At 42.4% G+C, this 14,403-nt stretch carries 7 protein-coding genes; 6 read left to right on the forward strand and 1 reads right to left on the reverse strand.

The genetic code is table 11. The features are described from left to right. Nucleotides 1-305 precede the first annotated feature (305 nt). From AC1D0K_RS13510 to AC1D0K_RS13535, 6 genes are all read left to right on the forward strand, one after another. Nucleotides 306-2,243, forward strand: coding sequence for an SGNH/GDSL hydrolase family protein (locus AC1D0K_RS13510; protein WP_477399266.1), 1,938 nt, complete (start codon nucleotides 306-308; stop codon nucleotides 2,241-2,243). Nucleotides 2,244-2,270: 27 nt separating this feature from the next. Then, the gene (locus tag AC1D0K_RS13515; protein WP_477443240.1) at nucleotides 2,271-3,584 is read left to right on the forward strand and encodes an alpha-L-fucosidase; all 1,314 of its coding nucleotides are present in this window, start codon (nucleotides 2,271-2,273) and stop codon (nucleotides 3,582-3,584) included. Nucleotides 3,585-3,593: 9 nt separating this feature from the next. Then, the gene (locus AC1D0K_RS13520) at nucleotides 3,594-5,933 is read left to right on the forward strand and encodes a glycoside hydrolase family 95 protein (RefSeq protein ID WP_477399258.1); all 2,340 of its coding nucleotides are present in this window, start codon (nucleotides 3,594-3,596) and stop codon (nucleotides 5,931-5,933) included. Between the two features lie 399 nt (nucleotides 5,934-6,332). Further along, nucleotides 6,333-8,372, forward strand: a complete 2,040-nt coding sequence (locus tag AC1D0K_RS13525) for an alpha-galactosidase (protein ID WP_477399260.1) — start codon at nucleotides 6,333-6,335, stop codon at nucleotides 8,370-8,372. A gap of 13 nt (nucleotides 8,373-8,385) precedes the next feature. Continuing rightward, on the forward strand, nucleotides 8,386-10,593 hold the full coding sequence (locus AC1D0K_RS13530) for an alpha-galactosidase (RefSeq protein WP_477443213.1): 2,208 nt from the start codon (nucleotides 8,386-8,388) through the stop codon (nucleotides 10,591-10,593). Between the two features lie 201 nt (nucleotides 10,594-10,794). Next, nucleotides 10,795-13,605 (forward strand): outer membrane beta-barrel family protein, encoded by a 2,811-nt coding sequence (locus tag AC1D0K_RS13535; protein ID WP_477399732.1) that lies wholly within the window; start codon nucleotides 10,795-10,797, stop codon nucleotides 13,603-13,605. Between the two features lie 139 nt (nucleotides 13,606-13,744). Here AC1D0K_RS13535 and AC1D0K_RS13540 read toward each other — a convergent pair whose 3' ends face one another. Further along, the gene (locus tag AC1D0K_RS13540; RefSeq protein WP_477399734.1) at nucleotides 13,745-14,398 is read right to left on the reverse strand and encodes a response regulator; all 654 of its coding nucleotides are present in this window, start codon (nucleotides 14,396-14,398) and stop codon (nucleotides 13,745-13,747) included. Nucleotides 14,399-14,403: the final 5 nt, after the last annotated feature.

Consider the following 14,403-nt stretch of genomic DNA (forward strand, 5'->3'; position numbering starts at 1 on the left):
GTATGGATGTATCCGCTTCTTTTTTTATCGTGTTGATTATAAATGATCTATTACCGAATAATATATGTGAATGCAAGGCTAAACCCGGTTTAACAAGTGGATTATCCATCTTTTTCAAAGGTTTATCCATTTTTTGAAATGCAATAACCCGATACATTTACCCCTGACCAATAAAACAAATTCAAACAAATGCAGCATATTTTAATACAGGTACAAAGCCCGGCTTTGGATCAGTTGAATATAATTTGTCTGTTCAAACATTAAGAGATATAACCATTGAATAATACAATAAAGCTGAAGAGTCAATGCTAAAACTTAAATATTTAATTACCCTGTTACTTTCAATCACTGCTTTTTCGGCCTTAAAAGCACAGGATAAAACTAATCTGTGGCAGGGTTTTGAAAAAGTACAACTGAAATTTGGAGGTTACGATGCATATTACGTAAAACCTGCCCATCCATTGCCGGGTAATCCATGGGTGTGGCGTACGTCATTCCCCGATTGGCATACCCAAATGGATAGTATCCTGCTGGCAAAAGGATTTTATGTTGCTTTTATCAATGTAGATAACCAGTATGGCGGCCCCGAGGCCATGAAGTTTTATGATGTGTTTTACACCTACCTCACCAAACAGCAGGCCTTTGCGCCAAAGGTGGCCCTCGAAGCCGTAAGCAGGGGCGGTTTATATGCTTATGCCTGGGCTAAGCGCAACCCCGATAAAGTAACCTGTATTTACGCCGAAACTCCTGTTTGCGATATTAAAAGCTGGCCCGGTGGTAAACTAAAAGGGGCAGGAGATACAAACGCCTGGAATGAATTAAAACGGGTATATCATTTTACCGAGGAACAGGCCATTGCCTATAATGATAACCCTATTGATAACCTGGAAGGCCTGGCATCGTTCAGGGTGCCTGTTTTGCATACTATAGGTCTTGATGATAAGTTAGCCCCGCCTGCAGAGAATAGCGATGTTTTGGCGAAGCGCTATATAGCATTGGGAGGCCCTATCAGTATCCATCCTGTAACACAGGGACCAATGGAGTTACAGGGGCATCACTTTAAGGTTGATCGCCCGGCTTATTATGCTGATTTTATTTTCAATAACTCATACCCGGTACAAAAAATACTACCATATAGTGATTACGTTAAGGTTGCCGGGGGGCTAAATAACTTTTATTACGCTGCAACGGTGAAGAAAAAGGCTACCGTATCTTTCCTGGGAGGCTCTATCACTTTTAACCCAGGCTGGCGCGATAAGGTGTGCAAGTACCTTAAAGAAACTTATCCCGAAACTGATTTTCATTTCATAGCAGCCGGCATCCCGTCATTAGGCAGTCTTCCGCACGCTTTCAGGGTTCAAAGAGATATTCTTGATTCTGGCAAAACCGACCTGCTTTTTGTAGAAGCAGCCGTAAACGACAGAGGCACGGATAGTACTACACAAGTACGCGCTTTAGAAGGAATAGTGAGGCATGCAAAGCTGACTAACCCGATGAAAGATGTAATTTTTATGGCATTTGTCGACCCTCAAAAAATGGACAATTATGCCAAAGGCAAGGTCTCGCCCGAGTTATTGAACCACCAGATGGTTGCTACGCACTACAACCTGCCCTATGTTAACCTGGCGCTTGAAGTTAATGATAAGATAAAAAACAAGGAATTAACCTGGGCCGATGATTTTAAAGATATCCATCCATGGTACCATGGGCAGGAGATCTATTTTGAAAGCATCAAGGCGTTGTTACAAGCCAGTATTTTGGCAGAGTATAAACAACCTTTTAAAGCTGCTTTACCCAAACCCATTGATAAGGCAAATTATAATAACGGAAGCTATTACAATATCGCCAATGCCAAACTGGATAAGGGCTGGGCTATCAACCCAAACTGGAATCCAAAGGATGGCCTTTCCACCCGCCCCGGCTTTGTTGATGTGCCGATGCTGATCTCGACCGCGCCTGGCAGCGAACTAACCCTGCCTTTTAAAGGTACAGCCGTTGGAATTGCGGTAGTGGCCGGGCCTGATGCCGGTATTATATCCTATTCGGTTGATAATGGAGCTTACAAAGAACTTGATCTGTTAACTGAGTTCTACAGCTGGATCCACCTTGGTGTTTATCATCTGCTTGGCGATAACCTGAGTAACGGTAACCATATATTAAGAATAAAGATCAGCGACAAAAAAAATAATTCGAGCAAGGGCAACGCCTGCCGGATTGTTAACTTTTTTGTAAATAATAAATAGTACAACCTAATTAATTTAAACTATACCATGGAGAAAAAAGCAGGGCTCATTATAGCTCTTGTGTTAAGTACATGTGTTTCAATTGCCCAACAGGTAAAAAACGCTGCACCGCTTAAAACGCCCAAGGCGGTTATGGATCAGTTTATGGATAAACGCTTTGGTATGTTTATCCACTTTGGCCCGGTTACCCAACGTGGTACCGAAATAGGCTGGAGCCGCAATGACCAGGTACCCGAAGAAGATTACGACAACCTGTACCATGAATTTAACCCAGCATTATTTAATGCCGATGCCTGGGTGAAAGCTGCAAAGGATGCCGGGATGAAATATTTAACCATCACCGCCAAGCATCATGACGGTTTCCTGTTATGGCCAAGTGCTTTTTCTGATTACAACGTTTCCAAATCACCTTTTAAAAGAGACATCGTTGGCGAACTTGCCAGGGCATGTAAAAAACAGGGTATAACTTTTTGTATCTATATGACCGTGCTTGATTGGCATGACAAGGATTACCCGATAGATAACCCTCATCACCCCGAAATAAATGCCAGGAAAGGGGATATGACCGCTTTTAAAACCCGCATGAAAAACGAGTTGAAAGAAGTGATCACCAAATACCACCCGTTTATGCTTTGGTTTGATGGTTATTGGGAAAAACCATGGACAACAGAAGATGGCAAAGAAATTTACAGCTACATTAAAAGTGTTGATGCCAATGTTATTGTAAACAACAGGCTTGGAAAAATAAGCGATAAGCTGGACGGCGATGCGGTAGGTGATTTTTTAACGCCCGAACAAACGATAGGCAAATTAAACATGGATGAGCCATGGGAAAGTTGCATCACCATTTGTAATCAATGGGCCTGGAAACCTAACGACGGGATGAAATCTCTTAAACAGTGCATCCAAACTTTAGTAACATCAGCATCGGGCAATGGTAACCTGCTGTTTAACGTTGGCCCGGCTATGGATGGCCATATGGAGGCCCGGCAGGTAACCCGTTTAAAAGAGATGGGGAACTGGCTAAAACAATATGGCGAAGCCGTTTACGGTACCCATGGAGGCCCATACGTGCCAACCGCCGAATATGGTTCCACACGTTTTGGCAATAAAATATACATCAACATTTTTCAACACAAGGATAGCACATTGAATATCCCCTTATTGCCTAATGTTAAAATACTGAAATCATATTTCCTTAACGGTAATGCGGTAGCTATCAAATCTGATAGAAGAGGATATAGGATAGAGTTGCCAGCCACCTTGCCCGATGAAAACTGCTCTGTAGTAGTGTTGGAGCTGGATGTAAATGCAATAGATATTCCTGTAATAAAATCATAACAAAACCTGATGAATTTAAAATTTATTATACCGGGCGCAACAGCGCTCTTATTAATATCAACCATCACTTTTGCACAGCAAAAGCCGCTTACTTTGCATTACGATAAGCCGGCGTCAAGATGGGAAGAAACGCTTGCATTGGGCAACGGTCGGCTTGGGATGATGCCGGATGGAGGAGTGGCTAAAGAAAATATTGTACTAAATGATATTACCTTATGGTCCGGCTCGCCGCAGGATGCCAATAACTACGATGCCTATAAAAAGTTACCACAAATAAAGGAGCTTTTATTAGCAGGTAAAAATGTAGAAGCGCAAGCTTTGATAGATAAGGATTTTGTTTGTAAAGGTCCCGGTTCGGGCGGTAAGCAATGGGGTTGTTTCCAAACCCTGGGCAATTTAAACCTGGAGTTTGATTATAAAGGCGCCGATGCTTCAAAATTTACCAACTATGAAAGGGAACTATCCCTTGATAATGCCATAGCCAGAAGTACTTATACAGTTAATGACGTTACTTACAAGCGTGAGTACTTTACCAGTTTCAGCGATGATGTGGATATGATCCGCTTAACGGCCAATAAACCTGGTCAGCTAAATTTTAGTATTGGTATCAATCGCCCGGAAAGATCAGTTACAACAACCGATGGCAATACCTTGCAAATGGCTGGCCGATTGGATAATGGTACCGATGGTAACGGCATGCAATACATTGCCAACGTTAAAACAAAGCTTATTGGCGGTACTTTAACCCATACAGCAAACAGCCTTGTAGTAAAAAATGCTACCGAGGTGATCATTTATATTTCTGCAACTACAGATTTTAAAGATCCGGCATTTAAAGCAAAAATGGAGCAGCATTTAGCCGCCGCCATGAAAACGTCTTATGCCTTGCAAAAAAAACAGCACATAGCCAAATTTCAAAAACTGTTTAACAGGGTAAGCATCAATTTAGGCGAAGGTAATTCAACCGAAACTACCGATCAGCGCCTGATTAGCTTTCACAAAGCACCTGCGGATGATAAAGGCCTGCCGGTTTTATTTTACCAGTTTGGCAGGTATTTAAGTATTTGCAGCACACGCATTGGTTTACTACCACCCAATTTGCAAGGCTTGTGGGCCAATGAAGTACATACCCCTTGGAATGGTGATTACCACCTGGATGTAAATGTGCAGATGAACCACTTCCCGGTAGAGGTTTCCAATTTATCAGAATTAAACCTGCCATTGGTTGAACTGGTGAGGGGCATGGTTAAAAATGGCGAGCGCACTGCAAAAGCTTATTACAACGCTGATGGCTGGGTGGCCCACGTAATTACCAACGTTTGGGGATGGACAGAACCCGGCGAAAGCGCCTCATGGGGCGTAACCAAAGGAGGTTCGGGCTGGTTGTGCAGCAATATTTGGGATCATTATGCTTTTACAAACGATAAAAACTTTTTGAAAAGCGTTTATCCAATTTTAAAAGGATCGGCCCAGTTTTATAACAGCATCCTGGTGAAAGATCCTAAAAGCGGTTACATGGTTACCGCGCCATCCTCATCTCCCGAAAATAGTTTTATGATGCCCGATGGCAGCGGCCAGCATGCGAGTATCTGCATTGGCGCCACCTTTGATAACCAGATCATGCGCGAACTGTTTACCAATGTAATTACCGCATCAGAAACTTTGGGTGTTGATGCAGATTTTCGTGCCCAGCTGAAGAAAAGGCTTAAAGAAATTCCACCTGCAGGTATCATCAGCAAAGATGGCCGTATCCAGGAATGGTTGGAAGATTATAAAGAAACAGAACCACAGCACAGGCATATTTCGCATCTGTACGGTATCTATCCGGCATCCGAGATCACAGCCGATGGCACGCCCGAACTGGCCGAAGCAGCAAAGAAAACCCTTAATGTACGTGGCGACGATGGTCCAAGCTGGTCTATCGCTTATAAGCTGTTATTTTGGGCGAGATTACATGATGGTAACCGGGCCTATAAACTCTTTACCGAAATTATGAAACCAACCACAAGTACAGGCATCAACTATGGTGCAGGTGGTGGCATTTATCCAAACCTTTTATCTGCCGGGCCGCCCTTCCAGATAGATGGTAATTTGGGTACAACTGCTGGCATTGCCGAAATGCTGATCCAAAGCCATGAAGGTTATATCAACCTGATCCCCGCCATCCCCGATAGCTGGAAAGCATCAGGCGAAGTAAAAGGGTTACGGGCCCGCGGTAATTTTACAGTTGATTTTAAATGGAAAGACGGTAAAGTAATCAGCTACCGGGTTACATCAACCACACCACGCAAGGTGAAAATAAAGGTTAACGGAATAATGAAGGAAGTAATGGCAGTGAAGGTTGGTTAGTATTCATAACCACCTGTCATACCGAACTTGTTTCGGCATCCCACATGCAAGGTGTGTAGCGTGCATGGTATGCAGCATGTGGGTTACCTGTCCTGTGGGATCCTGAAACAAGTTCAGGATGACGACTTTAAAAAACAAGGGTCATGCCGAATTTATTTCGGCATCCCACATGCAAAGTGTGCAGTATGCGTGGTGTACAGCGTGTGGGTTACCTGTCCTGTGGGATCCTGAAACAAGGTCAGGACGACAAAAAAAACACCTGTCATGCCGAATTTATTTCGGCATCCCACATGCAAAGTGTGCAGTATGCATGGTGTACAGCATGTGGGTTACCTGTCCTGTGGGATCCTGAAACAAGTTCAGGACGACAACTTATAATACTTAATGCCTTTTAAAAAAATGAAAATACGCTATAAACTGATTCTTACCCTGTCGATAGTAATACAATCACTGGTTACCCTTGCATCCATCCATAAGCAAACCACAACCATAACCATGCCCTACGGCAAAGGCAATACCATTGTTTATGACCTCAAAACCGGCAATTACAATGTTTATCATGGCAAAACGGCAATATTCTCCAATATCAGTTCAACCTTTAAAATAAAGGATGTAGCGATATCTACTACCGATGCTCTGTCGCGGAAATATACTACCACCGCTATCAATGATGGCTTTGGTAAAGGCGAAAAGCATGTAATAACCATAACCGGAAACAACCTTGCTAAAATTGAGCAGGTGTTTTATACCTATCCCGGTAAAGAGTTTTTCCTTACACAGATCGTATTATCAGGAAAAAGCCTGAGCAGCAATTCCATCATGCCTTTTTCGGGCAATATACCGGTTGTTACCGGCGACGTCCGCAGCATCTTTGTTCCTTTTGATAACGATACTTTTATTCGCTATAATGCAAAGGAGTTTAAGGCTCCGTTCAGCAATACCAGCGCCGAAGTTGGTGCCGTATATGATAATACTTGGCGCAATGGTTACATTGCCGGCTCCATTGAGCACGAAATATGGAAAACAGGTATTCGTAGTACATCAAAAAATGATAGCGGCAACAGATTGCTGGTTTGGAGCGGCTATACCGATGTAAATGTAACCCGCGATCACATAGATCACGGCGACGTTAAAGGTGATGTTGTAAAATCGCCTAAGATTTTTGTAGGCTACTTTGATGATTGGCGTACAGGTATGGAAGAATATGCCAAAGCCAATCGCATTGCCGAACCTCCTGTTGTTTTTAACTGGACAAACCCAACACCCGTAGGCTGGAACAGTTGGGGCGTAATGCAGGAAAAACTGAACTATGAAAAGGCCACCAAGGTAGCCGATTTTTTTGCTGATAGCCTGGCTGCGTTCCGTACAGGCAACACGGCTTTTATCGATCTTGATTCATATTGGGATTTTATGTTGAAAGGCGGTTTGGAAGGCGATTACAGTAAGCTAAAAGAGTTTGCCGATTACTGTAAAAGCAAAGGGCTGCAACCCGGAGTATACTGGGCGCCGTTTACTGACTGGGGCTGGAAAGATGGTCCCAATAGAAAGGTAGCCGGATCAAATTATACTTATGGAGAAACCTGGACAAAAGTTGGTAAAGGTTTTCATGACATTGATGGCGCCAGAGCTGTTGACCCCACGCACCCAGGTACGCTGCAACACATCGACCTGGTTATTGGCAAACTAAAGGAATGCGGTTTTAAAATGATCAAGATTGATTTCCTGGGCCACGCCACTGCCGAATCGACTCATTTTTATGATCCCACGGTAACCACCGGCATGCAGGCTTACCGCAAAGGAATGGAGTACCTCATCAGTAAACTCGGCGACCAGATGCTTATCTACGCCGCTATATCACCCACACTGGCTACAGGAAGATACGTGCATACCCGCAGAATTGCCTGCGATGCTTTTAAAAGTATCGATAACACCCAATACACCTTAAATAGTGTAAGTTACGGCTGGTGGCAAACTTATTTATACAATTACGTTGATGCAGATCATGTGGTATTAGCAACAGAAAGTGAAGGTACTAACCGCGCGCGCATGTTATCGGCAATGATAACCGGTACGTTTATTACAGGTGATGATTTTTCGGTACATGGGCAGTGGAGCGCGAGAGCCATTGCATGGTATCAAAATCCCGAAATATTAACGGTGATAAAAAATGGTAAAACTTTTAAACCAGTTGAAGGCAATACCGGTGAAAATGCCTCTGAAATGTTTACCCAAAAAATCGGGAATTGTATCTATATTGCCTTGTTTAATTATGGCAATAAACCCAAAACGTTTGCTTTTGATAACAAACGATTAGGATTAAACCCAACCGCATCATATGAAGTTCATGAACTGCTGCAAGGCAATACCATAAACCCAAAAACAAGCTTTAAGCTGGGAGGAAGCGACGCGGCATTGTATAAATTTGAGATCAAAAAATAACCAAAATCATAAAGTGAGAAGAACACAAAAAACATTCCTGGTACCTGTTTGCTTTACGCTGGCAAGTTTGTTATCTGCAGCGACAGCAAGTTTCGCTCAAACGGTAACTATCCCTGTAGAAACACAAAATAACGCGTTGGTATTGCAAACCGATGCCGAAAAGAACCTTAAAATGGTTTATTTCGGTACAAAATTGAGTAATGGCAAAGAGTACGAACAGATCCTGAAAATGTATCACCAGGCTGATGATTCGGGCGTTCTTAATGATGCTTATATGCCATCCGGTTCGGCCAGCCTTGCCGAACCGGCTATAACGGTTACACATGCCGATGGCAATAAATCACTTAACCTGGTTTATGTAAGCCACACCGTTACTAAAATTGATGAAGATGTCAGCTTATTAACAGTAAAGCTGAAAGATCCGGCTTATCCTTTTGAAGTTACCCTGTACTACAAAACCTATTTTAAGGAAGATGTAACTGAACAATGGTCGGTTATAAAACATGGCGAAAAGGGAACGGTAACGCTTAATAAATTTGCTTCTGCAAATTTAAACTTAAAGGGTGATGGCTTTTGGCTCAAACAATACCATGGCAACTGGGCTTCTGAAATGCAGCCCGAAGAAGCAAAACTGACCCACGGTATTAAAACCATAGATAGTAAATTGGGCACCCGTGCCAATTTATATGAGCCATCGATGTTTATGGTATCTATGGATAAACCTGCTACCGAGGATGAAGGTAAAGTAATGCTTGGTGCGCTGGAATGGTCGGGAAATTTTAAGATCGACCTGGAACTGGATGTTTCTAATAATTTGAGGGTAATTGCCGGTATAAACAATGCCGCATCAGAATATCACCTTAAACCTGCCGAAGAATTTACTACCCCGGCACTGGTTTATACCTATTCAAACCATGGCAAGGGGGATGCCAGCCGTAAATTACAACGCTGGGCCCGCAAATATAAAATTGTTGATGGTGAAGGCGAAAGACTTACCCTGCTGAACAACTGGGAATCAACTTATTTTGATTTTAACGAAACCAAACTGGCTCAATTATTAAAAGATACCAAAAAATTAGGTGTCGAATTATTTCTGCTGGATGATGGCTGGTTTGGTAACAAATTCCCCCGTAACGGTGATGTTGCCGGGCTTGGGGATTGGCAGGAGAATAAACTGAAGCTGCCAAACGGCATCAGTTCGCTGGTTAAAGAAGCGCAGGCAGATGGCGTAAAATTTGGTATCTGGATAGAACCGGAAATGGTTAACCCAGCCAGTGAATTGTATACCAAACACCCTGATTGGGTAATTAAACAACCCAACCGCCCCGAAAAATATTTCCGCAATCAGCTGGTATTGGATCTTTCCAATCCGCAGGTGCAGGATTTTGTTTATGGGATAGTTGATAACCTGTTTACCAAAAATCCAGATCTGGCTTATATTAAATGGGATTGTAACGCGGTGATCTATAACGCGTATTCGGCTTATTTGAAAAAAGATCAATCGCATTTATATATTGATTATGTACGGGGGCTGTATAAAGTACTTGAGCGCGTAAGGGCGAAGTATCCAAAAGTTCCTTTAATGCTATGTTCTGGTGGCGGCGGTCGTGTTGATTATGGTGCGCTTAAATACTTTACCGAGTTTTGGCCAAGCGATAATACCGAACCGCTGGAGCGTGTTTTCATCCAATGGGAGTACTCGTTCTTTTACCCGGCTATCACCAGCTCAAACCACGTAACAGATTGGGGCAAACAGCCAATAAAGTTCCGTACAGATGTGGCTATGATGGGTAAATTAGGTTTTGACATTGTGGTAAGTAAACTAAGCGAGCAGGATCTTTCATATGTTCATGGCGCGCTCAAAAATTATGATTACCTGAAAGAAGCTATCTGGCACGGCGACCAATACCGCCTTCAAAGCCCATGGGATAATGATGCCGCATCTATTATGTATGTAAATGATGCCAAATCAAAAGCCGTAGTATTTAACTATTTGGTTAATAACCGTTATAATGCGGGTACCAAAGTGCCTATCCGTTTAAAAGGCCTCGATCCGCAGAAAAAATACCAGGTTAAAGAGATAAATCTTTATCCCGGCACCAATTCAACTATAGGTAATGATTTGACGCTTACCGGCGATTTTTTAATGACCGTTGGCATCAACCCCGATGTTAACAGCGGCAGAACAAGTGTTGTTTTGCAGCTCGACGAAATTAAGTAACAAGGTTGTTATGTAACAAGGCTGCAACAGTTTAAAATAAACTGTTGCAGCCTTTGTATTTTAGCCCCTTAGTTTAATTACTGTCAAGCATACAGTCTAAAGTAGTTAGTTTACAGTCAAAAGGATATTTATTCATCTTTTGGTTAAAACTGATAACTGTAGAACCAAGACTGCCTAAACAATTGCAATAGCTGCCTTACTATGAAAAAACCTTTACTTCTGTTATTGATGATTGTATCTGTGAGTATAACCTATGCCCAGGGCCGCCGGGGAGGCGGGAATGGAAACAACGGTAATAATGGCAATAATGATAATTTTCAGCAGCGGAGATCAAAGGTGCAAAAAGGTCCATTACCTTTCAGGGAAGTTATAGGGGTTGTTAAGGATACCGCTGATAAAAAGATGGAAGGTGCAACTGTAAAACTGGTGTCGGCTACAGATAGCGCGGTTACCAGTACCGGCCCAACTGGCAAGTTTGCATTCAGGAAGGTTAAATCGGCTACGTTTGTGATAACGGTTACCAGTATTGGTTATCAACCTGTTATCAGGAAGATGCTGAATAATGATGAATCGCGCAGTTTATCCCTTGATCCCTTTGTTTTAAAGCAACAGTCACATATGCTTGGGGAGGTGGTTGTGAACGGTGGCCCGAGCATTTCCTATAAAACAGATACAGTAGAGTACCGCGCCAGCGACTATAAAGTGCGCCCAAATGCCACTGTTGATGAGCTGATAAAAAAAATGGAAGGTGTTGAAGTTGCCAAAGACGGTACGGTAACACACCAGGGGCAGGCTGTTGTAAAAGCGAGGTTAAATGGCAAAGATTATATAGGCGGCGATGTAGCGCAGGCCATTAAAAACCTGCCTGCCGACATTGTGGAAAAAATACAGATCATTGATGATTACGGCGACCAGGCCGCCCGTACGGGAATTAAAGATGGCGACCCTCAAAAAGTGCTCAACATTACCACCCGGCCCGATAGATCTGTAGGGAATGTGGGCCGTTTAAATGCAGGTGCTGGCAGTGATGAACGTTATGATAACCGCCTTTTTTTTCAGCGCCTGAATGGGAACGAACAGATAGGCGTTATCGGCAGCTTTGTAAATACCGTGAACGGCGTTTCTGGAAGCGGAGGTGGTGGTAGTGGCGGTACTACAAAAACAGGTGGCCCTAATATCAGTTACCGCAGTTATCTTACCAAAAAAATCCAGATCAATACCAGCTATAATTATAATTTCAGAGATGTAAATTCTATAAATCATAGCGAGGGGCAACAGTTCAGCAAACTGGGTACAACCAATTTTATCAGGAATAACAACTCTCAAAACAACAATAAAACACATAATGTCAACCTGGAGATGGAGTATAATATTGATAGTGCCAACTATTTAAAAATTACGCCAAATTTTAGTTACTCGGGCTCAAGTTCATCAAATGTTTCCCAAAATTTTAAAACGGGGTTAATTCACCAGGATATTTCGGGATTAACCGGCAGTAATAATACAGTACCTGCATACGGTGGTGTCGTGTTTTATCAGCATTTGTTTAAAAAGCCCAAACGTAATCTCTCGCTGCAGGTGAGTTATAACCGATCAAACAATGAGACGGCTAATAATCAGGATAATAATATTATTTATTACCAGGGTTCAACAAGTACCATGCTAAAGGATTCATTAGTGCATCGTTACATCAGTCGTACTAACCTGAGTAATAATTTCAGAACCAGTTTTACTTTTGTTGAACCATTGAGCGATATATCACAACTGGAATTTAACGCCCAGGTAAATTCGCGCAGCTACGATAATAAGGCATACACTTATAACATAGATTCCTTAGGGAACCGGCCACTGGTTGATTCATTGAGCAATGTTTTTAAATACTCATTTACAGAAACACGCTTAGCGCTTAATTACCGCATAAACCAAAAAAAATATAATGTTTCATTAGGTGTTACGGCTGTGCCTACCGTGTTGGATGGTACAAAAATTAGCGACGGTATTGTAAGTACCCACCGCAGTAATTTCAATATAATCCCGATAGCGCGTTTCCAGTACGTATGGTCAAAACAGGAGCGATTTTCTGTTAACTATTCGGGCAGTCCGCAGGAACCAACATTTAACCAAATTCAGCCGGTGCGTGATGAATCAAACCCGCAAAACCCGGTTGTAGGTAACCCCAATCTGAAACCATCATTCAGGAATTCTATCAACCTGCAATACAATAATTACATTGTTGATTCAAAGTTCAATGTATCGGCAAATGGCAATGTTAGTTTTATTAAAAACCAGATAGTTTCCAATACCGTGCTAATACCCGATGCTCTCGACTCTAAAAAAAACGAAACGCACTACATCAATTTAAACGGCAGCTATACTATTGGTGGCAACTACAATATATCAAAACAACTGGATGATCGTAAGTATAACCTTTCGCTCAACGGAACTATCAATTATGGCCATGGTGTATCCATGAGTGAGGGCTTTCAAAACTATACCACCACCTGGCATTTTAATGAACGTTTTGGTCCACAGATCAATCCAAACGAATCAATAGAAGTTAACCCTTATGTATCATACGATGTATCAAAATCCTTCTTCACGCTGCCTCACTCGGTAAATACCAATATTAGTACCACAGCCCTCGCTATTGACGGTAAATTTTACTTTCTCGAAGGTCGCACAGCTAATTTTGGATACAGCGCAAGTAAAAATTTTGTTGAAGGCGTTTCTAAAAATCTAACCCGTAATCCGCTGGTAATTAACGCTTATATTGAACAGCAGTTTTTTAAACGCAGAAACCTTACGCTCACTTTCCAGGTGTTTGATATTTTAAAACAAAATAATTTTGTTAGCCAGGTTACTACCGAAAACTCGGTAACCAACACACTCAGTAATGCACAAAGCAGATACTTTATGTTTAGCGCCAAGCTAAACCTTCAAAAATGGACGGGTACGCCGATGCGCCATGGACAAAGGATGAAGAGAAGAGGGGATGGGAGCTTTATTGAGTAGGGAGGCAGCCTTTCCAAGAGAATAAAGTCATGCTTGTTTCGGCAACCCACATGCAAGGTGTACAGCATGAAGTCCACCTGTCCTGTGGGGTGCCGAAACAAGTTCGGCATGACTGGTTGATAAAGATATTAAGGTTCCCCTATATCTTTATTAAATCCTGTTTCAAAGCCGCTATCACCAATCCTGTTCTTGATTTTGTTCCAAATTTTTGAAACAAGGCTTCGCGATAATTATCGATAGTATGAGGACTGAGGTTCATCATATCGGCAATTTGTTTGTAGGTAAGATCGCTGCAGCATAGCTCTAAAAACCTCAGCTCGTTTGTGTTAACTTCTACCTGCTGTGTTTTTATAACCTGATTGTCCTGAATGTTGCGTAATAGCTTACCGCTTACCAAATCATTCATGTAATAGGATTGTTTAGCAATACTGGTAATGGCATCAAGCAGATCGGATGATCTTGATTGTTTAAGCATGTAGCCGCCGGCACCGCTTTTAAGCATCCCTATGATGGGTTTGTCTTCTTCAAACATGCTTAAAGCCAGTACTTTTATCTGAGGGTGGTTTTCCTTAATCCATTTGGTGCTTTCATAGCCATCCATCTGTGGCATGGTAATATCCATCAGGATCACTTCGGGCAGGGGTTGGCGTGGCAGTTTTCTGATCATATCCTGGCCGTTCTCGGCGTCAAAGATGACATTAACTTTGCCCGAATCGGTAAGCAAACTTACCAGGCCCTGGCGAAAAAGGGTGTGGTCATCAACAATGGCTATATCTATTTTATCAGCGTACATTAATA

The sequence above is a fragment of the Mucilaginibacter sp. P1_A3 genome, assembly GCF_056406855.1.

Excerpts from the sequence above, each read along its gene's own strand:
- AC1D0K_RS13510 (WP_477399266.1), top strand. The coding sequence starts at position 306 with ATGCTAAAACTTAAATATTTAATTACCCTGTTACTTTCAATCACTGCT.
- AC1D0K_RS13515 (WP_477443240.1), top strand. The coding sequence starts at position 2,271 with ATGGAGAAAAAAGCAGGGCTCATTATAGCTCTTGTGTTAAGTACATGT.
- AC1D0K_RS13520 (WP_477399258.1), top strand. The coding sequence starts at position 3,594 with ATGAATTTAAAATTTATTATACCGGGCGCAACAGCGCTCTTATTAATA.
- AC1D0K_RS13525 (WP_477399260.1), top strand. The coding sequence starts at position 6,333 with ATGAAAATACGCTATAAACTGATTCTTACCCTGTCGATAGTAATACAA.
- AC1D0K_RS13535 (WP_477399732.1), top strand. The coding sequence starts at position 10,795 with ATGAAAAAACCTTTACTTCTGTTATTGATGATTGTATCTGTGAGTATA.
- AC1D0K_RS13540 (WP_477399734.1), bottom strand. The coding sequence starts at position 14,398 with ATGTACGCTGATAAAATAGATATAGCCATTGTTGATGACCACACCCTT.